The 21,422-nt window shown below is 66.7% G+C and carries 14 protein-coding genes; 10 read left to right on the plus strand and 4 right to left on the minus strand.

What is annotated here, in order from left to right:
• Positions 1 to 150: 150 nt before the first annotated feature.
• From ACOGI4_RS02145 to ACOGI4_RS02155, 3 genes are all read left to right on the plus strand, one after another.
• Complete coding sequence (locus ACOGI4_RS02145) at positions 151 to 990, plus strand: succinate dehydrogenase cytochrome b subunit (RefSeq protein WP_419842317.1); 840 nt, start codon at positions 151 to 153, stop codon at positions 988 to 990.
• Positions 991 to 1,080: 90 nt separating this feature from the next.
• Positions 1,081 to 2,994: a fumarate reductase/succinate dehydrogenase flavoprotein subunit gene (locus ACOGI4_RS02150; RefSeq protein ID WP_419843063.1), complete on the plus strand. Its 1,914-nt coding sequence runs from the start codon at positions 1,081 to 1,083 to the stop codon at positions 2,992 to 2,994.
• A gap of 74 nt (positions 2,995 to 3,068) precedes the next feature.
• On the plus strand, positions 3,069 to 3,830 hold the full coding sequence (locus ACOGI4_RS02155; RefSeq protein ID WP_419843064.1) for a succinate dehydrogenase/fumarate reductase iron-sulfur subunit: 762 nt from the start codon (positions 3,069 to 3,071) through the stop codon (positions 3,828 to 3,830).
• Positions 3,831 to 3,866: 36 nt separating this feature from the next.
• Here ACOGI4_RS02155 and ACOGI4_RS02160 read toward each other — a convergent pair whose 3' ends face one another.
• Complete coding sequence (locus tag ACOGI4_RS02160) at positions 3,867 to 4,964, minus strand: PQQ-dependent sugar dehydrogenase (protein ID WP_419842318.1); 1,098 nt, start codon at positions 4,962 to 4,964, stop codon at positions 3,867 to 3,869.
• On the opposite strand from ACOGI4_RS02160, the gene ACOGI4_RS02165 reads away from it, so the two are divergent.
• A complete protein-coding gene (locus ACOGI4_RS02165; protein WP_419842319.1) occupies positions 4,942 to 5,988 on the plus strand; it encodes a pyridoxamine 5'-phosphate oxidase family protein in 1,047 nt (348 codons plus the stop codon). The two genes, ACOGI4_RS02160 and ACOGI4_RS02165, sit on opposite strands and share 23 nt — an antisense overlap.
• 54 nt (positions 5,989 to 6,042) lie before the next feature.
• Here ACOGI4_RS02165 and ACOGI4_RS02170 read toward each other — a convergent pair whose 3' ends face one another.
• Together ACOGI4_RS02170 and ACOGI4_RS02175 are read right to left on the minus strand one after the other, a co-directional pair.
• Positions 6,043 to 6,972, minus strand: a complete 930-nt coding sequence (locus ACOGI4_RS02170) for an HDIG domain-containing metalloprotein (protein WP_419842320.1) — start codon at positions 6,970 to 6,972, stop codon at positions 6,043 to 6,045.
• 268 nt (positions 6,973 to 7,240) lie between these two features.
• A complete protein-coding gene (locus ACOGI4_RS02175) occupies positions 7,241 to 8,626 on the minus strand; it encodes a Fic family protein (protein ID WP_419842321.1) in 1,386 nt (461 codons plus the stop codon).
• A 183-nt stretch (positions 8,627 to 8,809) separates the two neighbouring features.
• Between ACOGI4_RS02175 and dnaE the strand changes: the two genes are divergently transcribed.
• Positions 8,810 to 12,382 (plus strand): DNA polymerase III subunit alpha, encoded by a 3,573-nt coding sequence (gene dnaE, locus ACOGI4_RS02180; protein WP_419842322.1) that lies wholly within the window; start codon positions 8,810 to 8,812, stop codon positions 12,380 to 12,382.
• Positions 12,383 to 12,411: 29 nt separating this feature from the next.
• On the opposite strand, the gene ACOGI4_RS02185 is transcribed toward dnaE, so the two are convergent.
• Entirely contained in the window at positions 12,412 to 12,702 is a 291-nt protein-coding gene (locus ACOGI4_RS02185; RefSeq protein ID WP_419842323.1) for a hypothetical protein, read from the minus strand.
• A 183-nt stretch (positions 12,703 to 12,885) separates the two neighbouring features.
• Here ACOGI4_RS02185 and ACOGI4_RS02190 point away from each other — a divergent pair, with 183 nt between their 5' ends.
• From ACOGI4_RS02190 to ACOGI4_RS02210, 5 genes are all read left to right on the plus strand, one after another.
• Positions 12,886 to 13,065, plus strand: a complete 180-nt coding sequence (locus ACOGI4_RS02190; RefSeq protein ID WP_419842324.1) for a hypothetical protein — start codon at positions 12,886 to 12,888, stop codon at positions 13,063 to 13,065.
• A gap of 86 nt (positions 13,066 to 13,151) precedes the next feature.
• Positions 13,152 to 15,137 carry a threonine--tRNA ligase gene (gene thrS / locus ACOGI4_RS02195; protein ID WP_419842325.1) on the plus strand — a complete coding sequence of 662 codons (1,986 nt, stop codon included), beginning with the start codon at positions 13,152 to 13,154 and terminating at the stop codon, positions 15,135 to 15,137.
• Complete coding sequence (locus tag ACOGI4_RS02200; protein ID WP_419842326.1) at positions 15,134 to 16,405, plus strand: zinc-dependent alcohol dehydrogenase; 1,272 nt, start codon at positions 15,134 to 15,136, stop codon at positions 16,403 to 16,405. Before thrS ends, ACOGI4_RS02200 begins: the two co-directional genes overlap by 4 nt.
• A 384-nt stretch (positions 16,406 to 16,789) precedes the next feature.
• The gene (locus ACOGI4_RS02205) at positions 16,790 to 18,379 is read left to right on the plus strand and encodes an HNH endonuclease (protein ID WP_419842327.1); all 1,590 of its coding nucleotides are present in this window, start codon (positions 16,790 to 16,792) and stop codon (positions 18,377 to 18,379) included.
• A 370-nt stretch (positions 18,380 to 18,749) separates the two neighbouring features.
• The gene (locus ACOGI4_RS02210; RefSeq protein ID WP_419842328.1) at positions 18,750 to 21,236 is read left to right on the plus strand and encodes an AAA family ATPase; all 2,487 of its coding nucleotides are present in this window, start codon (positions 18,750 to 18,752) and stop codon (positions 21,234 to 21,236) included.
• The last annotated feature ends 186 nt before the right edge of the window (positions 21,237 to 21,422 follow it).

The raw sequence follows: 21,422 nt of genomic DNA on the forward strand, positions 1-21,422 counted from the left end.
GCGAGCGCGCAAGTACCGTACGGCGTCGGCGCGGCCCGGTGAGGCGACGAGTGAGCGGTGACGCTCCGCATCCCGCCGCCCACGATCACGCCGACTGCGTCACATCACCTGCTCCACTCACCTGCTCCACGCCGCCTAAGGGAGGAACGCATGGCGCCGACCGCCACACAGGCCGCCGGTTCTGCACCGGTGTTCGCTGCCAAGCGGCCGTGGCCGTTTCCGCTGAACATCTACCAGTCAGCCATCGGCCGCAAGTGGGTCATGGCGTGGACGGGCATCGGGCTGCTGGGGTTCGTGATCGTCCACATGATCGGCAACCTGCACCTGTACGAAGGTCCCGCGCGGATGCACGAGTACGCCGAGACGCTGCGCGACCTCGGCGGCGGGCTGCTGCCCCGCACCCTGCTGCTGTGGATCATGCGGGTCGGACTGCTCGCGATGTTCGTAGTACACCTGCATTCGGCGTACACGCTCAAGGAGCGCAGCCGCCGTGCCTCGGACCGGGCGGGTTTCGTGGGCGGCGCCAAGAAGTACGAGTCCAAGCGGGACTACATCGCCGCCAACTACGCCTCGCGCACCATGCGCTGGACGGGTCCCATCGTGGGCCTGTACGTGCTGTTTCACTTGGCCGACCTGACGTGGGGCTGGTGGCTGGGCGATGACTACGTGCGGGGAGACCCCTACCACAACGTGGTGGAGTCGCTGTCCGCGGTGCCGGTGGCGATCCTCTACGTCGTGGCCAATGCGGCGCTGGCGCTCCACATCTTCCACGGCACCTGGAGCATGTTCCAGAGCCTCGGGGTGAACCATCCGCGCTACAACGGCCTGCGCCGCAATCTGGCCACGGCGCTGGCCGGCGTGGTCCTGGTCGGCAACCTGTCGTTTCCAGTCCTGGTGCAAGCGGGCCTGGTCGACGAAGACCACCGGGACTGCCCGGTCAACGACACCACCGGGCTGGAGTGTCTTGCCGATCAAGCGACGGCTCACTGAGAAGGCTGACGAAGAAGGCTCACGGAGATGGCCATGACGACCCCCGCCGCCAACGCAGACGCCAACAGCTCCGGCACCGACACCAACGGCATGCCCGACGCCCGAGTGCCCGACGGGCCGATGGCCGACAAGTGGCAGAACCACAAGTTCTCCATGAAGCTCGTCAACCCGAACAACAAGCGCCGCTTCGAGATCATCGTGGTGGGCACCGGCTTGGCGGGCGCCTCCGCGGCCGCATCGCTGTCAGAGCTGGGCTATCGAGTGAAGGCGTTCACGTTTCACGATTCGCCCCGGCGAGCACATTCGATCGCCGCTCAAGGCGGCATCAACGCGGCCAAGAACTACACCAACGACGGCGATTCGGTGCATCGGCTGTTCTACGACACCGTCAAGGGCGGCGACTACCGCAGCCGCGAGGCCAACGTACACCGGCTGGCCGAGGTATCGCTCAACATCATTGACCAGTGCGCCGCCCAGGGTGTGCCGTTCGCGCGGGAGTACGGCGGGCTGCTCGACAACCGCTCGTTCGGCGGCGCGCAGGTCAGCCGGACGTTCTACGCACGCGGCCAGACCGGCCAGCAGCTGCTGCTGGGCGCCTACCAGGCCCTCGCCAAGCAGGTTGCCGCAGGCAGTGTCGAACTCTTCACGCGCACAGAGATGCTGGATTTGGTCGTCAAGGACGGGCGAGCCTGCGGGATCATCACCCGCGACCTCGTCTCAGGCGAGATCGCTGCGCACTCAGCGCACGCCGTCGTGCTGGCGACCGGCGGGTACGGCAACGTCTACTACCTGTCGACCAACGCCATGGCTTGCAACGTCACCGCCGCATGGCGAGCGCACCGGCGGGGGGCGTTCTTCGCCAATGCCTGCTACACGCAGATCCATCCCACCTGCATTCCGGCCAGCGACGAGTTCCAGTCGAAGCTGACGCTGATGTCGGAGTCTCTGCGCAACGACGGCCGTATCTGGGTGCCCTCGCAGGCCGACGACACCCGGCCGGCCGGCCGGATCCCCGAATCGGAACGCGACTACTACCTCGAGCGCAAGTACCCGGCCTTTGGCAATCTGGTGCCGCGCGACGTTGCCAGCCGCAACGCCAAGACCGTGGTGGACCAGGGCAAGGGCGTGGGCCCGCTGCGCAACGGCGTGTACCTGGACTTCTCCGACGTCATCGCCCGCGACGGGCAGGCCTCCGTGGCCGCGAAATACGGGAACCTGTTCGACATGTACGAGCGCATCACCGGCGAGAACCCGTACGAGGGGCCGATGCGCATCTACCCGGCGACGCACTACACCATGGGCGGCCTGTGGGTGGACTACCACCTGATGACCACAGTGCCGGGCTGCTACGCCGTCGGCGAAGCGAATTTCTCGGACCACGGTGCCAACCGGCTCGGCGCCTCGGCGCTGATGCAGGGCCTCGCCGACGGCTACTTCGTGCTGCCGTACACCATCGGCGACGACCTCGCAGCCCGTCTGGGCGAGCCGACGGTGCCGACGGACGATCCCGTGTTCACCGCAGCGACAGCCGAGGTGACCGACGCCACGCAGCGGTTCTTGACCATCGGCGGCACCCGCTCGGCGGACTGGTTCCACCGAGAACTGGGCAAGATCGTGTGGGACTACATCGGCATGGAGCGCACCGCTGCAGGCCTGGAGAAGGCGCTGTCAGAGATACCTGCGCTGGAAGCCGAATTCTGGGCCGATCTGCGCGTGCCGGGTTCTGGCGGCAACCTGAACTCGAGTTTGGAGAAAGCCGGGCGCGTCGCGGACTTCTTCGAGCTGGCTCAGCTGATGGCCCGCGACGCCTTGGTGCGCGAGGAGAGCTGCGGCGGGCACTTCCGGGCCGAGCACCAGACACCGGAAGGCGAGGCACGGCGCGACGACGAGAATTTCGCGCATGTCGCGGCATGGGAATGGACCGGGCCCGGCCAGGTGCAGGCCCGGCACACCGAGGAGCTGGATTTCCAAGAAGTCGCATTGACACAGCGGAGCTACAAGTGAGCGGGACCACCACGACACCCACCCACGACGACGCACTGGAGGCCGGTGCATCGGCTGCGGGCCGCGCCGGCGGCCTGCATCTCACACTGCGCATCTGGCGCCAGGACGGGCCGGAAGCCAAGGGCCGGTTCGAGACGTTCGACGCTCCCGACGTCAGCGCGGACATGTCGTTCCTGGAACTGCTCGACACGATCAACGAACGGCTCGTTGCCGACGGCGGCGTGCCGATCGAGTTCGACCACGACTGCCGCGAGGGCATCTGCGGCACGTGCAGCCTGATGATCAACGGCAGGGCGCACGGTCACGAGGCCGCCACCACCACGTGCCAGCTGCACATGCGCAAGTTCGCCGACGGCGAGGTGATCACCGTGGAGCCGTTTCGGGCGAAGGCGTTCGCGGTGGTGCGCGACCTGGTGGTGGACCGCAGCTCGTTCGACCGCATCATCGAGGCCGGCGGCTACATCTCGGTCAACACCGGCGCAGCAGGCGACGCCAACCTGACGCCGGTGCCCAAGGAGGCCTCGGACGCATCGTTCGACGCGGCAGCATGCATCGGGTGCGGTGCGTGCGTGGCTGCGTGCCCCAACTCCGCAGCCCAGCTGTTCACCTCGGCAAAGCTGGCACACCTGAACCTGATTCCTCAAGGTCAGCCGCAGCGGTGGGAGCGCACAGAAGCGATGGTGGAGGAAATGGAGCGGTACTTCGGCTCCTGCACGAACCACGGCGAGTGCGCCGAAGCATGTCCGAAGGAGATCAGCCTGGACTTCATCGCGTTGATGAATCGCGACTACCTGAAGGCCAAGATCAAGAATCGCACGCTGGCCGGCCAGCGCTGAGCGGCCACGCCGGCGGCCTGTTTGGCTGCGCGGGCGCTACCGGGCCGCGGGCGCCAAGCGGAACACGGTGCCGGCTGCGCTCAGCGCGTAGATCTCGCCGTCGGCATCCTCGCCGAATGAGACGAGCGTGTTGCGCGGCACCGACGCACCCAGACTGATGGGCACCGCCTCGCCGTCAGGGCCGCGCAGCAGGCCCCACAGCTCGCCTGTACAGTAGTCGCCGAACACGTAGGTGCCCTCGAGTCCCGCCATGGCGCTGCCCCGGTAGACGTAGCCGCCGGTCACCGAGCAGCCCTCGTCGTGGCCGTAGGTGTGAACCGGGAACGCCAAGTCCGCCGGCAGCGCCTCACCGTCGACGTCACCGCTGAAGCGTTCGTTGCCTTCGAACAGCGGCCATCCCAGGTTGGCACCCGGCGACCAGCCCGCCGCGGCCGACAGCACGTGAATCTCCTCCGTGCGGTTCTGGCCGACATCGCCGATCCAGAGGTCGCCGGTGCGCCGGTCGAACGCGAAGCGCCACGGGTTGCGCAGCCCATATGCCCACACTGGGGGCGCTCCGTGGCCGCTGCCGGCGAACGGATTGCCGTCGGGAATGCCATAGCCCTGCCCTGACGCGTGATTCGGATCGATGCGAACGATGGTGGCCAGCAGGCTGGAGCGGTCTTGGCCGTGGCCGAAGACGTCGTCAGCTCCGCCGCCGTCGCCGAAGCCGATCCACAGGTTCCCGTCCGGCCCGAAGGCCAGGTGGCCGCCGTTGTGGTTGCACGCGGGCTGGTCGAGTGCGAGCAACACCCGGCGGCGGTCCATGCGGGGAAACTCTCCCGCCATGGGCACCGCAGCGATGCGGGAGTTGCGTGCCGCGTCCGTGTAGCTGAGGTACAGGTCCGATCCGTCAGGACTGAAGGCAATGCCGAGCAGTCCGTTCTCGCACCCTTGGCTGACCAATGAGCCGATGTCGCCGACCAGCAGCGGGGCAGCGCTGGCCGCTGCATGGCCGTCGTCGGGGTCGCTGCCAGTGGCTGCTGCGTTGCCGGCGGGGTTGCCGTCGAGCGGGTCCAGCAGCCAGATCTGTCCTGTCAGCGAGGCAACGTAGCGCTGGCCGGTGTCGGGCTTGGCGACCAGCGCAATCGGCACCGGCACCTCAGCGACCGGCACCAAGACGTATCGACCGTGCGCGTCGGCAGCGCCGAGGTCCCCGGCCGGCGCGCTGCTCGGGGGTGCGGTGGTCCTCTTCGGCACCGGCGACGCGACCAACGACGTATCGGTCGGCAAAGGTGCCGTCGTCCGGGGTGTCGTCGTCCGGGGTGTCGTCGACGAGGATGCTGTCGGTGTCGGTGCTGTTTCGCTGCTCGACAGGCTGCTCGACGGATCTGCCGCGATGGTCCGGTCAGCGGTGTCGCTGTTCGGCGGCTTGCTCGACGGGATCGTCCGCAACGCCGCGGGCGCAGTCACGCCGGGCGTCGTGCCGACTGCGGCAGCGTCGGCCTGCCGGCCTGCGGTGCTGTCCCCAATATCGTCCTGGCCAGACCCGCACGCGCCCGCCAAGAGCGCTGCCGCCGCCAGCATTCCTGCCGGCAGTGCTGTTCGGGTCAGATGCACGATGACCGACCGTAGCCACAGCGTTGATGCACAATCGCGCAGGACGAGCCGCGGAGGTAACCGGGTGACCACATCGATCAGCGGGGTGAGCTGGGCGGCGTTCGCCGCGGCCAGTGAGTCGTTGGCTGAGCGCATGCAGCAGCGCTTCGCCAGCCACCTACATGCGGTGATGGCCACCGTCCGTCGCGACGGTGCGCCGCGCATGTCCGGCATGGAGGCGCCGATCCGTGACGGGCACATGTGGTTGGGCATGGAGCACAGTTCAGCGAAGGCTGCTGACCTGCGTCGGGACCCGCGTCTCGGCCTCCACTCGGCACCAGACACCGACGAGGAGCTCGAGGCCGGCGATGCACGAATCGAAGGCCGTGCAGTGCCGGCCGACGCAGCGCACGTCGACCTGTTCGTACGCGGGCATCGGCACCAGATCGACGATCCCGCCGCCTTGGCACTGTTCACGGTCGCGATCTGTCGGGCCGTGCTGGTACGCGTGGCAGATCGCCAGCTCGTTGTCGAGACCTGGACTCCCACCAATGGCCTGACCGAACGCCGCCTCAGCTGACCCGCCCCCCACCAATCGTCGGACTCTGACGAGCTGTCGATCAGCTAGTGCCAGTCATGCATCCTCCCGCGCATCGTCGGCGGCACCGGTGTTTGCCCACCAGGCGTCGAGGCGGCGGCGCGCCTCGACGGTGCCGAGTTCGCCTTCGATGCGCCGCAGCTCCAGCAGGAACTTCATGGCACGACCCACCTCGGGCCCCGGTCGGAGGCCGAGCTGGGCCATCACCTCGTCGCCGTTCAGCTCGGGGCGCAGCTGCTTGGCCGCCTGCTCGCGTGCCAGCCGGGCGAGCCGAACCTCGAAGCGGTCAAGTGCGTCGTGCAGCGCCTCGATCCGCTTCACGTTGCGGGATGTGCAGTCGCTGCGAACCATGTCGTTCAGGTCACCCAGCAGTGGTCCGGCGTCGCGGGCGTAGCGTCGCACTGCGGCATCTGTCCAGCCGGTGTCGTAGCCCTTGAAGCGACCGGAAAGATGCACCAGGCGAGCGACCTCTTCGGTCAGTTCTGTGCCGTAGCCCATCTTGGGCATGCGCTTGCGGGTCAGCCTCGCGCCGACGGCTTCGTGATTGCGGAACGTCACGCCGCCATGCTCGAACGACCGGGTCAGCGGCTTGCCGATGTCGTGGAACAGTGCCCCGAGCCGCACCCGCAGACGCGGCGGGCTCTGGGTCACCACGGCAATGGTGTGCGCGAGCACGTCCTTGTGGCGGTGGATCGGATCCTGCGCGAGCGCCAGCGCCGGCAGTTCGGGCAGGTGCTCGTGCGCCCAGCCGCTGTCCACCAGCTCCCAGAGTCCAGCGCGCGGGTCGTCGGCCACGAGCACGCTGTTCAGCTCGTCGCACGGCAGCACGGTGCCGAGGTCGAAGTCCAGCTCGTCGGCCATCGTCTCGTCGAGGTCGCCGTCAGGGTCCGACCCGTCGGAGATGTCGTGTTGCGCGTCGAAGTCTGCGCGGGCGGGCGCACGCGTCGCGCTCTGCTGAGCGGTCATGTGTCCATGATGCAGCACCGCGAGCCGCCGTCCAAACGCCTTTCGCGACGACTAGGCGCGAAAACTCACCACCTGCGGGCTCAAGCGCAGTGCTCGGCGCCGGGCCACCAGTTGGCCCCGTCTCGGAGCGCCGATACGGAGAACATCGGAATTCGACTTACTAATTTGACATCAATTATAACTCAATTAGTACTACATCCATGAAGTTCGCCCGGCGCAGCAGATGTGTTGGATTGCGTCCGACGGAGTGGTCGTCAGCGTTCGGTCGTCAGCGCCCGGAGGCAAGGCGGCGAATTTGTGCTGCTAGGTCGACAGGAGGCAAGAAGCGGTAGGACCGGCCGTCCCGTCGCGTGTCGAGCAGGCCGGCTTCACGTAGGCCCAGCAAGTCCGTGCGGGCGGTCTGGTAGGTGACCGCGTGTTTGGTCCGATGGGCGGCGATGGCGAAGTCGGCACCGGGATCGCGCATCGCGGCTGCCAGCACCTCGCGTTGGCGATGATTGAACTCGGGCCGTCCGCGCAGCATGTCGTCGACCTCGCGGACCTCGTCGAGCTTCGACCTGAGGTACGCGCGCAGTGCCTCGATGGCACGTTCGATGACGTCGAGTTGGTGGAGTACGAAGTACGTCACGTCGTTGCTGTCGGTCTCCGTCAACAGATAGGAACGGGCGTACTGAGCCGGTGCCTTCCGGAGGATCGCAGAGATGGCGAGGAATTCGGCCAGCCAGTAACCGGAACGCAGCATCGACCAGTAGAACAGCGATCGCGCCAAGCGGCCGTTGCCGTCCACGAAGGGGTGGTCGTACGCCAGCCAGAAGTGCAGCACCACCGCGCGCACCACCGGATGCACGAACCCCGCGTCGCGCTCGCCAGCAGCGAATGTGCACAGCGCAGCGAGCCGCTCGCGCAGCTCTGCGGCAGGCGGAGGTGTATGCGCTCGCAGCTCCCGGTGTCCTGCTCCCGGCAGCGAGACCCACACTCGTGTCTCGCCGCTGGTCTGCATGCGACCGGCATCGGCTGGATCGCCGAGCGTCCCATCGGTCACGATTCGATGCAGCTCGCAGATGGTCTCGATCGTCACAGGCTGCTCGGCATGGGCGAGTTCGCGCACCTGCTCCATGGCCCTGAAGTTGTTCAGGATCATCTGCTCGCTCTTGTTGCGGGGCGCCCGGCCGCGCAGCAGCATCTGTTTGGCTTCGGCGCGCGTCGAGCTCGCTCCCTCGAGCTGGCTCGACGCCACCGCTTCTTCGATGAGCGAGCTGACGACGTAGCGGTCGCGGTTCCCCTTCGCCACCGAGGGCGCTTCGGCCAGCAGGTCGCCGGAGGCCGATTGGTCGATCCGGTGCAGCGCCTCCCAGACCGGATCGACCATGCAGATGCTGAACGGGCTGCCGTCCACCGCCTTCAACGGCAGAGTGCGGCGCAGCGCGCCACGGCTCAGCCAAGTTGCAAGCCACCACATGTCGCGCGTCGCGCCCCGAGGCATCGCGCCGCAAGAGGGATCGCGGTAGCGCATGTCATCCCAGTGCAGGTAGCGCCCCCGACCATCGACCGGTCGGCCGGCGGTCATCAGGCTCGCAATCGTCTCCGCGTCGCCGCTGTTCGCCAACTCAGCGAGGAGCGGCTGCAGGTCGGGCGGCGCTTGAGGCATCTTCATGTCCGGCCTCACGATGTGCGAACAGCCTGTATCGAAATACTAATTCTGCGATGATTATAACTGTAGTCGCTGCGACGTCGGCTGCGTCGCGTGGGCGGCTCGAAATTGCTGCGTGCGGCGCCGGCGCGGGTCTATGGTCATCGGGCTGCTGCGCGGGCGCGGCGGCACCAGACGAGGAGGAACGTGGCGGCGTCGTTCGTACATCTGCACACCCACACCGAGTACTCGCTGCTCGACGGAGCGGCGCGCGTCGGCGAAGTGGTCGCTGCGGCGGCCGCGGACGGGCAGCCCGCACTGGGCATCACCGACCACGGCAACATGTACGGAGTCCTGGACTTCTACCGTGCCTGCAAGGCTCAGGGCGTCAAGCCGATCATCGGCACCGAGGCCTACATGGCAGCCGAGAGCCGCCACGAACGGCCCAACCGGAACCGGGCCAAGAACGCCAAGGTCGACGACACGGGCGACGACGGCGAGGGCGGCGGCAAGCTCTACTACCACCTCACCCTGCTGGCCCGCAGCGATGCCGGCTACCGCAACCTGCTCAAGCTGGCCAGCCGGGCCTTCCTGGAGGGCTATTACTACAAGCCCCGCATGGACTGGGACATGTTCGCCGACCACGCCGAGGGCCTAGTGGCCACCACGGGGTGCCTCGGCAGCGTCGTCCAGCAAGCCCTGCTGGCCGGCGACTACGACGAAGCCCGCCGCCGCGCCGGTCGCCTGCAGGACATCTTCGGACGCGACTCGCTGTACGTCGAGCTGCAGGACCACGGCATCGGCGCCCAGCGTGACTGCAACCCGCAGCTGCTGCAGATCGCCCGCGACCTCGGCGCACCGCTGCTCGCAACCAACGACCTGCACTACACCCACCAGCACGACGCGCTCGCACACGACGCACTGCTGTGCGTGCAGACCGGTTCGCTGCGCACCGACGCAGACCGCTTCAAATTCCACGGAGATCAGCACTACCTGAAGTCCGCCGTGGAGATGCGGGCCCTGTTCCGGGAGTTTCCCGAGGCGTGCGACAACACGCTGGCCATCGCCGAGCAAGCCGAGACCAACATCGCCTTCGGGCGGACGCTGCTGCCCCACTTCGACGTGCCCGCTCCCCACGCCGACGCCGATGCCTACCTGGAGCACCTGGCGTTCGAGGGCGCCAAGCGGCGCTGGGGCCCGAACCTGTCCGAGGACACGGCGGCGCGCATCGCCTATGAGCTGCGCGTGGTCGCCGACATGGGCTTCGCCGGCTACTTCTTGATCACCTGGGACCTCATCCGCCACGCCCGCGAAGCCGGGATCCGGGTGGGGCCCGGGCGCGGCTCGGCAGCTGGCTGCGCAGTCGCCTACTGCTTGGGCATCACCGAGCTCGACCCGATCAAGTACGGCTTGGTGTTCGAGCGCTTCTTGAACCCCGCCCGCGTCTCGATGCCCGACATCGACATCGACTTCGACGACCGCTACCGCGACGAGATGATCCGCTACACGGCCCAGACCTACGGGGAGGAACACGTCGCGCAGATCATCACGTTCTCGACGATCAAGGCGCGGGCCGCCGTGCGCGACGCAGCGCGGGTGCTCGGCAAGGCCTATTCGCTGGGCGATCGCATCTCCAAGGCCATGCCGCCGCTGATCATGGGCCGCGACACTCCGCTTGGCGCCTGCCTCGAGCGCGACGAGCGCCACGCGGAGGGCTACGCAGCGGCGGCCGAGCTGCGCACCATGTACTCCGCCGACCCTGAGGTGCGCGAGGTGGTGGACGTGGCCCGCGGACTCGAGGGCCTCATCCGGCAGGACTCGGTGCATGCCGCCGCAGTGGTCATCAGCCCCGAACCGCTCACCAACTACCTGCCCATCCAGCGCAAGCCCCCCACGGGCACCGATCCTGCGGACGCACCGATCGTCACCCAGTTCGACATGGGCGGCGTGGAGGACTTGGGCCTGTTGAAGATGGACTTCTTGGGACTGCGGACGCTGTCGATCATCGAGGAGACGGTCCGCCTGGTCGAACGCAGCTCAGGCTCGCGGCTCGACATCGACGCCGTGCCGCTGGACGACCCCGCCACGTTCGAGCTGCTGCGGGCCGGCGAGACCATGGGGGTGTTCCAGCTGGAGTCCGCGCCGGTGCGGGCCCTGCTGCGCACGATGGCGCCCACCCGCTTCGAGGACATCTGCGCGCTGGTCGCCCTGTACCGGCCCGGCCCGATGGCCGCCGACATGCACAACAGCTACGCGCACCGCAAGAACGGCCGCCAGCCGGCCACTCCGCCGCACCCCGACCTCGCCGAGCTGCTCGAGGAGACCTACGGGCTGATGATCTACCAAGAGTCGATGATGCGGGTGGCTCAGAACATCGCCGGCTATTCGATGGCCCAAGCCGACGACCTGCGCAAGGCCTGCGGCAAGAAGAACCGCGAGCAGATCGCCGAGCACCGCACCAAGTTTGTGGAAGGCAGCGTGGCCAAGGGCTACACGGCGGAGCTGGGCAAGCAGCTGTTCGACATCATCGAGCCGTTCGCCGACTACGCGTTCAACAAGAGTCACGCCTTCGCCTACGGCCTGATCGCGTACCAGACGGCCTACCTCAAAGCCAACCATCTCACCGAGTTCCTGGCCGCGGTGCTGACCGGCGCCAAGCGCAACATCGACAAAGCCGGCGTGTACCTGGCCGACTGCCGTCAGCACGGCATCGACGTGCTAGTGCCCGACATAAACCGGTCCGAGCTGGATTTTGCCACCGACGGGCGCTCCATCCCGTTCGGGCTGTCGGCGGTGCGCAACGTCGGGGAGAAGGTGGCCGAGCCGATCATCGCCGAGCGCAACGCCAACGGGCCCTTCAGGGACTTCGAGGACTTCTGCATGCGCATGCCTCGCGAGGTGCTGAACCGGCGCTTCGTGGAGTCGTTGATCAAGGCCGGCGCGTTCGAGACTTGCGGCCACACCCGCAAGGGCCTGCTGGACGTCTTCGATCAAGTCATCGAGGCTTCGCTGCGGCGGCGTGAGGAGGCCGCAGCAGGCGTGCAGTCCCTGTTCGGCAGCGCGGGCGCCGGTGGCGCGGGCCACGCCGGCGCCAACGGAAGTGCGAACGGCTCTGCCTTCGACGAGCGGATCGAGATTCCCGACATCGAAGCCGGCGAACGAGACACGCTGGCCTGGGAGAAGGAACTGCTCGGGCTGTACGTGTCGGACCATCCGCTGCGCGGCGGCGAAGCGCAGCTGCACCGCTTGGTGACCTGTACGGTGAGCGGCCTCGGCGATCTGCCGCCCGAACACGACGGCGGCCAGCAGTGGGTAACGCTGGGCGGTGTGGTGCAGAGCCTCCAGCGCCGCCCTACCCGCAGCGGCGAGCCGATGGCCCGCTTCATGCTCGAGGACCTGACGGGGGCGGTGGAGGTGACGGTGTTCCCCAAGGTGCTCGCCGCCGCAGGCGAAGAGCTGGCCGAGGACGCCGTGATGATCGTGCGAGGACGCCCCGACCGTCGCGGCGAAGGCGACACCACGTTCCTCGCCAGCGAACTGGCGCCGCTCGCGCTGCGCAAGGGCACGGTGCCGCTGTTGTTGAATGTCGAGCGGGTCGACATGGACGACCGTTGGCTGGCACAGTTCGAGCAGCTGCTGAACGAGTGCCCGGGGGACGCGCCGGTACACCTGCGGATCGGCGACAAGGTGGTGCAGCTGCCCGAAGGACGCTGGGTGAACGCCGGCAACCTGGCCGGCCCCATGCGCGAACTGCTCGGCGCAGACGCAGTGCGCACCTGACTTTGCCCGGCGCCGCGCAGCCGGCGGCGTCAGTGACTCGTGTCTGCCTCCGTGCCTGTGGCGACCGTGCCTGGCTCACCTTGCACGATGGCGGTCACGGTCTTGCGTCCAAGACCTGAGGCATCCGCGAGCTGACGCAGCGAAGCGCCTGAGCGACGAGCCACGCGGATCAGGTCGTCGCGCAGCTGCACTTCCTTGAGCGCCCGCTCTGCGCTGAGACCCACGACGGCCAGCGCTGCTGCGACCTCGCCGTCGAACTCTTGACGGTACTTGCCCATCGCAGCCTGGGCTGCGGAGACGTCGGCTTCGGTGTAGCTCACAGTTGCTCCCGCAGACTGGCTGCGAGCTTATTGCGCTGGGCCATTAGCCTCGCCCGAGGCGACTAGCGCATTGCTCGTCTGGCCGTGCGACAGTGTTCCTGCGGCGCGACCCGCTGAACACTTCCGCTGATGGCCCGCTGATCTGATTGCCCGCTGACCGATCAATTGACTGCAGGAGGACTCATGAGCGACGGCGACAGCCGCAAGGTCGACGAGAAGTCGCTGCAGGACCCGAACAGGATGATGGTCCCGTTCGCGAAGTTCCGCAGCTTCGGGTTCGCCGACAAGCTCTGGGTACTCGGCGGGCTGCTCTTTCTGATCATTCTCATCAACATCGTGTTCTCGGGCGGCGGCGGGAGCTAGCCACCGCTGCCCCAAGCAAGGTCGACGGTGCCGGAAGCGGCCGCAGCGGCGACAACAGCAACAGCGACAACGGAGTGGACTGAGCAGTGATCACGGTAGTGCTGCCCGACGGGCAGAGCCGCGAGCTTGCCGACGGCGCGACCGGTGCCGATCTCGCTGCGTCGCTGGGCCGACGAGCCGCCAAGGACGCACTGGTGGCGGTGGCCGACGGCGAGCAGCTGGACCTGAACCGGCCGCTGCCCGACGGAGCGGCTGTGTCGCTGGTGTTCCCGTCGTCAGCCGAGGGACTCGAGGTGCTGCGCCACTCGACCGCGCATGTGCTGGCCCAGGCGGTGCTGACGCTGCATCCTGAGGCCACCTTCTCGATCGGACCGCCGATCGCCGACGGCTTCTACTACGACTTCGACCTCGGCCTCGACGAGTCCAGTCGACCGCGGACCTTCAGCGACGACGACCTCGAAGCGATCGAGGAGCAGATGCGCGCCATCGTGACCGCGCGGCAGCCGTTCATCCGAGCCGAGGTGGACCGTGCCGCGGCCGGCGAGCTGTTCGCCCGCCACCCGTACAAGATCGAGATCCTGGACGGCGAAGCGGACGACCCGACCTCGGGGCCCGCCGGTGGCGTGATCACCACCTACCGCAACACCGACGAATTCGTGGACCTGTGCCGCGGCCCGCACGTGCCCGACACCGGTCGGCTGGGCCACTTCAAGCTGATGCGGGTAGCGGGGGCCTACTGGCGCGGCGACGAGAAGCGTCAGATGCTGCAGCGCATCTACGGCACCGCGTGGGGCTCAGCGGACGAGCTGCGCTCGCACCTGAAGCAACTCGCCGAGGCCGCCCAGCGCGACCACCGGCGGCTCGTGACCGAGCTGGACCTGCTGAGCTTCCCCGCCGAACTCGGCGGCGGTCTGGCCGTGTGGCATCCCAAAGGCGCAGTGGTCCGCAAGCTCATGGAGGACTACAGCCGCGAGCGGCACCAATCAGGCGGCTATGAGTTCGTGTACACGCCGCACTTGGCCAACGCCCGGCTCTTTGAAACATCGGGCCACTTGGACTTCTACGCCGAGGGCATGTACCCGCCGATGGAGATGGACAACGGCGTCTACTACCCCAAGCCGATGAACTGCCCAATGCACTGCTTGATCTTCGGGCAGCGCCAGCGTTCCTACCGCGAGCTGCCGCTGCGGCTGTTCGAGCTCGGCACCGTGTACCGCTACGAGCGGTCGGGCACCTTGCACGGGCTCATGCGCATTCGGGGCTTCACCCAGGACGACAGCCACCTGTTCGTCACGCCCGAACAGCTGAGCGATGAGATCGAGACACTGCTGGACTTCGTCCTGTCGGTGCTGGGCGCGTTCGGCTTCCGCGAGTTCACTTTCAAGCTGTCCACGAAGGATGCGGGCAAGTTCGTGGGCGCCGACGCCGATTGGCAGCGAGCCACTGCCGCGCTGCAGGATGCCTTGGAGCGGCGCGGCGTCGCGTACGTGGTGGCAGCGGGTGAGGCGGCCTTCTACGGCCCCAAGATCGACATCGATGTGCGCGACGCCATCGGGCGGTCGTGGCAGCTGTCCACCATCCAGGTCGACTTCAACCTGCCCGAACGGTTCGACCTGCGCTACACCGGTGCCGACGGCGAGCTGCACCGGCCGATCATGGTGCATCGGGCGCTGATGGGTTCTGTCGAACGGTTCTTCGGCGTGCTGGTGGAGCACTATGCGGGGGCGTTCCCACCGTGGCTGGCGCCGGTGCAGGCGGTGGTGCTGGGCGTGCGGGCCGACCACGAGGCGTTCGCCGCGCAGGTCGTCGCGCTGCTGCGCGATGCGGGGTTCCGGGCGGAGTCGGTGCCTGCGGACGACCCGCTGGGCGCTCGTATTCGGCGCGCCAAGCTGGAGCGGGTGCCCTACGTGCTGGTGGTGGGCGACGACGATGCAGCGGCAGGCACCGTCGGCGTGAACCCGCGGGGCCGGCCGGTGCGGCGCGACGTGCCGTTGGCGGAGTTCGTGGCGCTGCTGGCTGACGAGGTGGAGCGCAAGGCGGTCGATGCAGGCGGCGGCGAGGATGCTGCATGACACAGGCTGCGCAGGCCGCACCTGCCTCGATCAAGGCGCTGATCTTCGAGCGCAAGGAACTGCGCTTCGCAGCGGCGATGGCTGTCGGACGGCTGAAGCCCGGCTCGGGTGCGGGCGTCGGGCCGCTGCGCCTGACCGAGACGGTGCCGCCGGAGCTGCCCGGCGACGACTGGCACTATGTGTACCCCGCGCTGGCAGGCATCTGCGGCTCCGATCTAGCGACAGTGGACGGGCGGGTGTCGCGCTACTTCGAGCCGCTGGTGTCGTTCCCGTTCGTGCCCGGCCATGAGGTGGTGGGGCGCGTCGACGACGGCACCCGAGTGGTGCTCGAGCCGGTGCTCGGCCATCGTGCGCACGGGTTCGCCCCGCCGTGGCGCGATGCTGCGCCTGCCGACGGCCACGACTACGGCCACTTGATCGGAGGCCGGCTTGAGGCTGGGTTGCAGACCGGTTCGTGCGCGTCCACCGGCGGGGGCTGGTCAGAGGCGTTCGCTGCCCACGAGTCGCAGCTGCATTCGTTGGGCTCGGTGGACTCGGCGGGATCGGCGGGTTCGGTGCATTCGCTGGGCTCATCGGGCTCGGCGGGCTCGCTGGACGCTGCCGAACTGTCCGACGAGGCCGCCGTGATGATCGAGCCGACCGCCGCGGGTGTGCATGCGGCGCTGCGCGCAGAAGTGGCCGAGGGCGGCACGGCGGCGGTGATCGGCGCGGGAACGATGGGCCTGGCGGCGGTGGCGGCGCTGCGTCGGCTGACCGGCGTGGCGGTGATCGTGGTGGGCGCCCGCTACGGCCATCAGCGTCGGCTGGCTCGCGAGCTGGGTGCCGACTTGGCGGTGTCGCCCGACGAGCTGGGGCGGGCCGTGCGGCGTGCGACCGGCACCCGGGTGATCGGCGAGACGCTGGGCTCGGGCACGCACGTGACGATTGACGCCGTCGCCTCGTCGGAGTCGCTGCGCGATGCCATCGCCATCACCCGGCCTCGTGGCAGAGTGGTGGTGCTGGGCATGCCCGCCGATGTGGAGCTGAACCTGTCGGCGCTGTGGCACCGCGAGACCGAGCTGATAGGCGCCTACTGCTACGGGACCGAACCGTCGCTCCACGGCGCTCACACGTTCAAGGCCGCCGCTGGCCTGGTGCGCGACTGCGACCTCGGCCGGCTCGTGTCGGAGACCTACCGGCTGGAGGACTACCGCGCCGCGCTCGACCACGCCGCCAACGCCGGCGCGCGTGGTTCGGTGAAGATCGCCTTCGACCTGCGCAACCAGTAGCGCTGCGGTCGGGCATCGAATTCAGTCGCTGCGGACGCCGGTGCGGTGCTGCACGGTTTCGGCTCTCGAGCGGCGCGCCTCGCCGCGCGCACGGCGAAGGCACAGCCGAACGAGCGGGCGAGGGCGTAGCAACGCGGGCGGGTGGGCGGCACAAGGCGAACCAAGCCCGCATGCACCGTCGCACCATTGGTCGTATCACACCCCTCACCTACGTTGAGGCACATGGCAAGCACCGACGCCGCGAACAGTGATGTACGACAAGGTGTCGGCCTCCCGGCGGTGCGCCTTGCAGCGGTACGAGCGGGCAACGGCGCAGGGCAAGCCGAGTCCACTGACATCGGCTCCCCATTCGCCGTGTCACACCCCCTCCCTACCTTCCGCTATATGGCACACACCGAACCAACCAGCGGCGATGGGACAAGCGGTGCCGGTCCCGGCATCGACGACGCGCCCGATGCTGACCGGCTGCGTCATGCAGGCGCAGGCTCGGCAGGGCCGTCGGGCGTCGCTGGTCCCAGTCCAGCGGGTCGGGACGTGCTGCAGTGCATTGACGCTGCGGATGTGTCAGTTCATGTGAGCGCTGCGGACGTGACGCAGTTGAGCGATCACGGGCTGCGATTGCGTCTGGCCGAAGTTGGGCGCGCGGAGTCGCGCCTGGCGGCGATCAGGGCAGCCGCGCTGAGCGAGATCGCCCGCCGCGAAGGCGCAGCCCATGCGGCACACGCCGCTGCAGAGGCACTGTCGGTGTCGGGACGTGCGGCGCGCCGCGACGTGGCTGCGGCGGTTGCGCTCGATGAGCTGGACGCGACTCGCAGCGGCCTGGTGTCGGGCGCGCTTCCTGCGGGTCACGCTCGGCTGATTGCGCGAGCCGCTCAGGACGCCACTATCAACGAGCAGTTCTTGGCCGAGCGGGCGCAGCAGGAGGGTCACGATGCGTTCCGCCGCACGGTCGAGCGTCACGTAGCGGACCGCAGTGGTGACGACGGGGCCTCGCTGCTGGACCGGCAGCGGCACAAGCGTGCCGCAGGCGTGTTCACGAGTCCTGAGACGGGCATGACGGTGGTGAACGGCCAGTTCGACCCGATCACTGGCGCCCGTATCGCCGCAGCCGTGGATGCCGCTGCGGGACGCCTGTTCCGCGATGAGGCCCCCGGCGCGCGGCTCACACCGGCACAGCGGACCGCCGACGCCATCACCCAGCTCCTGTGCGACCCCGACACAGCTCGGCCAGCAGGCACGTCGCTGATGCTCGTCGCCGACTACGACACCGTCAACCAGCAGATCGCCAACGCGCGGCTCGCGAACGGCACACCAGTGCCGATCAGTGAGATCGCCAAGATCGCCGTGGATGTAGGCGTGCTGCCTGCGATCTTCGACAAAGCGACTGGCGAGCTGCGCATGGGCCGACGGCGCCGCTCGGCCACTGAACTGCAGCGCAGCGCTCTCGCCGTGCGCGACCAAGGCTGCGTCGGCTGCGGGGCAGCGCCCGAGCTGTGCAGGGCGCATCACATCGTCGAATGGCGGCACGGAGGCAAGACCGACCTCGACAACCTCGTGTCGGTCTGCCACCACTGCCATCACCACAGCATCCACCAAGACGGCTTCACCGTCGAGCGCGATTCCGCCACCGGCCACTACCGCCTCCAACCACCCACCAAGCCGCCAGCGAGCAGGCAGCCAACAGCCACAGCGCCGGCGACCGAACACACATCATCTGCAGAACCCTCTGCTGACCGGTCACCTGCGCATTGGCAATCGGCCAAGCGCATGTCAGTCCGGCCGCCTCCTCGACTCAGCCAGCCGCCGAACAAGCAACGAGCCGCCGTTCCGTCGCCGGTGACGCCGTCGTCAGCCAAGCAGCCATCGATCAAGCCGCCGCCGTCAAGCAAACGGCTGTCTCGCGAACCGCCCAAGCAGCCCGTAGCCGATACCAACACCACCACAGTCACAGTGACTCGGGCTCCACTGCAATGAACAGCGGCAGAGGCCCGCTGTGGCGAGGATTAGCAACCAATCGCTCCGGCTGCCCAAGCTCGGACACCGACCACCAGAACACTAGAACACTAGAACACCAACGACGAAACCCGTGCAACACCCACCGATGAATGCAATGACTAGACGCCGTCCATCAACTGCCGTCTGCTCGACGCTCACTCACCGGTGCGCACGGACTCATCGACACACCGGCCGCTCCGCCGACCATCAGCCAGTTCACCGATATCGGCATCCGCACAGGCACTACCACGCGACGGCGCGGCGACGCGTCCTCGGCCCGCTGAGTCAAGCGAGTCCGGAGCTACCGTGATCAGCGGCCGCGTCACACCCCTCAGATAGGTTCTTCACCATGGATGAAATCACAGATCAACAACAGCTTTGGCAGCGGCGGCTCGACGAATATCTCCGACATCGATCTCGTAACGGCTTGGCAGAGAAGACTCCCGACAGGGATCAGTCCGCCCTTCAGCAATGGATCCAATGGTCACTGGACACGGGACGGGACCCGGCGCTGTTCGAAGAATATGGCTCCGAGCAGCTGCAGGAGATCTTTCCCGGCTGTGCTGATGCTAGTGCCAAACTGTATCTGCAGATCGCCAAGTCATGGTGCGAATGGTGCCATGAACAACCGTGGCATACGTCAACTCTACCACAGTCAAATGGCGAGGACGATACAGTTGATAGCGAACAGATTTGGCTTGGTCGCCTTGAGCAGTATCTCGAATACCGCCGTAGCCAAGGCCAAACAGTCAGGACACTTGGAGACCGTAGACGCCGGTTAAAGAAATGGATTCACCTCTCGCTCCAAGCAAACCATAATCCCGCAGAGTACTCGTCAGCTCTAGTAGATGATCTCTTGGCTACCACCCATATTCGCAATCAGCAAGAAAAGAAAAACTACAGTCGACGCATCGAGGTTTGGTGTGACTGGTGCAAGAACGAGCCATGGTCTCGACAGATGCCAGACGTACCGTCAAATTGCTGGGTTGTGCGAGCCAGCGCTGGGGGCGAAGATTCTTACTCTAATCGTCGAATGAGGCGCGTTACAGTCGGCTTCAACTGGAACAAATGGGGAGACCTCGCTAGCTTTGAGCGCTGCACTTCACGCGCTGACTTGGGACAACTTATTGACGACCGCACCCATGACATGTCTCGGGGCCGCCGATACCACGTACGAGATCAAATTTGGCGCTTTGGCCGGGAGATAGAGATTGGGGATCTCGTTGTCATGCCCCAAAATAAGGCTAGCGGAGGCACCATTTGCATTGGTCGCATTGAAGGAACATGCGATAGCGACGCGACTCAGCCTGATCGCCAACAGCTCTATCGGCCAGTAGAATGGCTAGCAACAGATGTAGATCGCTACCAAATCAAGCATGACTTAAATGATTCGTTGAAGCGTAGAGGCACGGTCTTTAGGGTGAACTGTGACGATGCTGCATATCGGCTATTGTACCTGGCACAACACGGACTTGATCCCGGACCTCGTTATGCTGGAGTTTACGACGCTTCAAGACTGCCTGGTCTCCACAACATGAACTTGGAAGCCTTAGCCGAAGAGATGCTCGTTGAGGAGGCGTTCCTTGCCGATATCGCGAAACTGCTCGACGACAAAGGGCAAGTCATCTTGTACGGACCTCCCGGCACTGGCAAGACCTACCTTGCTCAGCGTCTAGCACGGGCCATTATCAGCGCTAACGATGTGAGCAATCTAGATGCCGGCCTTACCGGCGAGGCACCGGCAAGTCAAAGGCTGTCAAGCGAAGAGTCGGCACGTGCGAGTGCCGGTAGCGACTCTGGTGACAGCACGCTCGTCGATGGAAGCCCTGTGGCCGGTCGTGACAACGACAATGCCGCTGGCAATACGAGTGGCGACGTTCAAGACAGCAAGAATGGTCGCGACGGCTCGTCCGCATATTCGCTGGTGCAGTTTCACCCGGCGTACTCCTACGAGGATTTCTTCGAGGGCTACCGGCCTCGAGTCGACGACAGCGGACAGATGACCTATGTACTCACGCCTGGTCCGTTGGTGCGGATTGCGGAGCGGGCCGTGCAGCAGCCGCACGAGCGGCACGTCATGGTCATCGACGAGATCAACCGTGCGAACCTGCCACGCGTGCTGGGCGAGCTGCTATACCTGCTGGAGTACCGCGACGAGGCCATTCACACGCAGTATCGGCCTGACGCCAAGTTCTCGCTGCCCAAGAACCTCTGGTTCATCGGCACGATGAACACTGCTGACCGGTCGATCGCGCTGATCGACGCAGCTATGCGGCGACGATTCCACTTCGTGCCGTTCTTCCCGAGCCACGGTCCGACCGAAGGGCTGCTGAGGCGTTGGATGGACGAGCACTCACCTGGTCAACGCTGGATCGCCGCGTTGGTGGATGCGGTCAACGATGAACTCGCAGATGCGATGGGCGGTGAGCACATGCTGATCGGTCCGAGCCACTTCATGAAGGATGACTTGGACGAGGACGCGCTGCGCCTCATCTGGGAGTACAACATTGAGCCGCTCATCGAGGACCAGCTCTTCGGTCGCCACGACGTCATCGACCAGTTTCGCTTCGACAGTGTCCTCAAGCAGCACGGCCCTCGGGCGCAAGCTGCGCGCAACAACAGCGCCGACACGCCCCCGAACGCCCAAGGCCCTGGAGACCCTCAAGCCAAGATGCATGACTCTGACCTGGGCGACACCGCTGGAGTCGAGCCGGACGTAGAAGGCCCGGACCAACAGGACCCGGACATACATAGCCCGGACATACATAGCCCGGACATGCATGACCCGGACCGACACGACGTCGTGTCGGAGCCGCGAGAGCACCTCGACTCTTGATGACACGAGCACGAACCCGACAAACAAGCTTCCCGCCAAGCCTCCCGCCCGAAAAACGAGAGTCGTTCACCATGAAACAGGCGAGCAGCGCACCGCAAACCACGCCCTCCAGAACCGCGTCGGCGTGAGCGGTGCCGGTTCACCATGAAACAGGCGAGCAGCGCACAGCGAGCGTTCCGATGAACT

It is taken from the genome of Candidatus Poriferisodalis sp. (assembly GCF_965205175.1).
Classification (GTDB): Bacteria; Actinomycetota; Acidimicrobiia; order Acidimicrobiales; family Poriferisodalaceae; genus Poriferisodalis.

What these genes read in the sequence shown, in the direction of transcription:
- ACOGI4_RS02145 (WP_419842317.1), top strand. Translation starts at nt 151, where the DNA reads ATGGCGCCGACCGCCACACAGGCCGCCGGTTCTGCACCGGTGTTCGCT.
- ACOGI4_RS02210 (WP_419842328.1), top strand. Translation starts at nt 18,750, where the DNA reads ATGGATGAAATCACAGATCAACAACAGCTTTGGCAGCGGCGGCTCGAC.
- ACOGI4_RS02170 (WP_419842320.1), bottom strand. Translation starts at nt 6,972, where the DNA reads ATGACCGCTCAGCAGAGCGCGACGCGTGCGCCCGCCCGCGCAGACTTC.
- ACOGI4_RS02190 (WP_419842324.1), top strand. Translation starts at nt 12,886, where the DNA reads ATGAGCGACGGCGACAGCCGCAAGGTCGACGAGAAGTCGCTGCAGGAC.
- ACOGI4_RS02175 (WP_419842321.1), bottom strand. Translation starts at nt 8,626, where the DNA reads ATGAAGATGCCTCAAGCGCCGCCCGACCTGCAGCCGCTCCTCGCTGAG.
- ACOGI4_RS02200 (WP_419842326.1), top strand. Translation starts at nt 15,134, where the DNA reads ATGACACAGGCTGCGCAGGCCGCACCTGCCTCGATCAAGGCGCTGATC.
- ACOGI4_RS02150 (WP_419843063.1), top strand. Translation starts at nt 1,081, where the DNA reads ATGCCCGACGCCCGAGTGCCCGACGGGCCGATGGCCGACAAGTGGCAG.
- ACOGI4_RS02205 (WP_419842327.1), top strand. Translation starts at nt 16,790, where the DNA reads ATGGCACACACCGAACCAACCAGCGGCGATGGGACAAGCGGTGCCGGT.